Here is a 586-nt window from a genome sequence, read left to right on the forward strand (position 1 = left end):
TATATAGATTGATATGTAGTAGCTATGAGGCATGGTGTAAGTGTAGGTAGCATTGTGTATGTTCTCTAGTTGATGTCTGTGATGTTAGAATAAATAATTGGAGAGGAGTATGATGATAGTGGTGTAGTAGTTGTGGAAGAGTGAAAGTGGGTGGGGAAAGTTCAGCGTCGGTGGGGAGGGTTTTGTGTTTGTATTTTTTTTTTTGGTTTGTTTCCGATTGCCTTGTTATTGCCGCTAGATGCAACAGATTCGGCTGATGAAGCGAATAGCTGGGCTGCGATGACACAATCCGGCGGCTATTTGATCTCAGCATTTATGCCTTTTATCATCGGTGTAATATATGACAACACAGGCAATCACGATATTAGCTTATGGTTGTTCTTGTCATTTGTGTTCTTCATGATTCTCTTTGCTTATTTGCTCAATAGAAAAGCTTGATTGTTTGTTTTTCAGCCAGTGCAACAGCCATCCACGAAAAGTAAAGTGACAAAAGTGGGAACAAGATGGCCCAGGAAGCGATCATCATCTGCGGGATATCAGCTTCAGGAAGGATGATTGAAAAATACCAATAATTCAGTTCCAGAGC

Annotated in this window: 1 protein-coding gene; it reads left to right on the forward strand. The window is 40.6% G+C overall.

Annotation, left to right across the window (positions count from 1 at the left end; genetic code table 11):
• Positions 1-150 precede the first annotated feature (150 nt).
• Positions 151-438, forward strand: a complete 288-nt coding sequence (locus BHE18_RS16740; protein ID WP_235860360.1) for a hypothetical protein — start codon at positions 151-153, stop codon at positions 436-438.
• The last annotated feature ends 148 nt before the right edge of the window (positions 439-586 follow it).

The sequence above is a fragment of the Rossellomorea aquimaris genome (assembly GCF_001877785.1).
GTDB lineage: Bacteria > Bacillota > Bacilli > Bacillales > Bacillaceae_B > Rossellomorea > Rossellomorea aquimaris_A.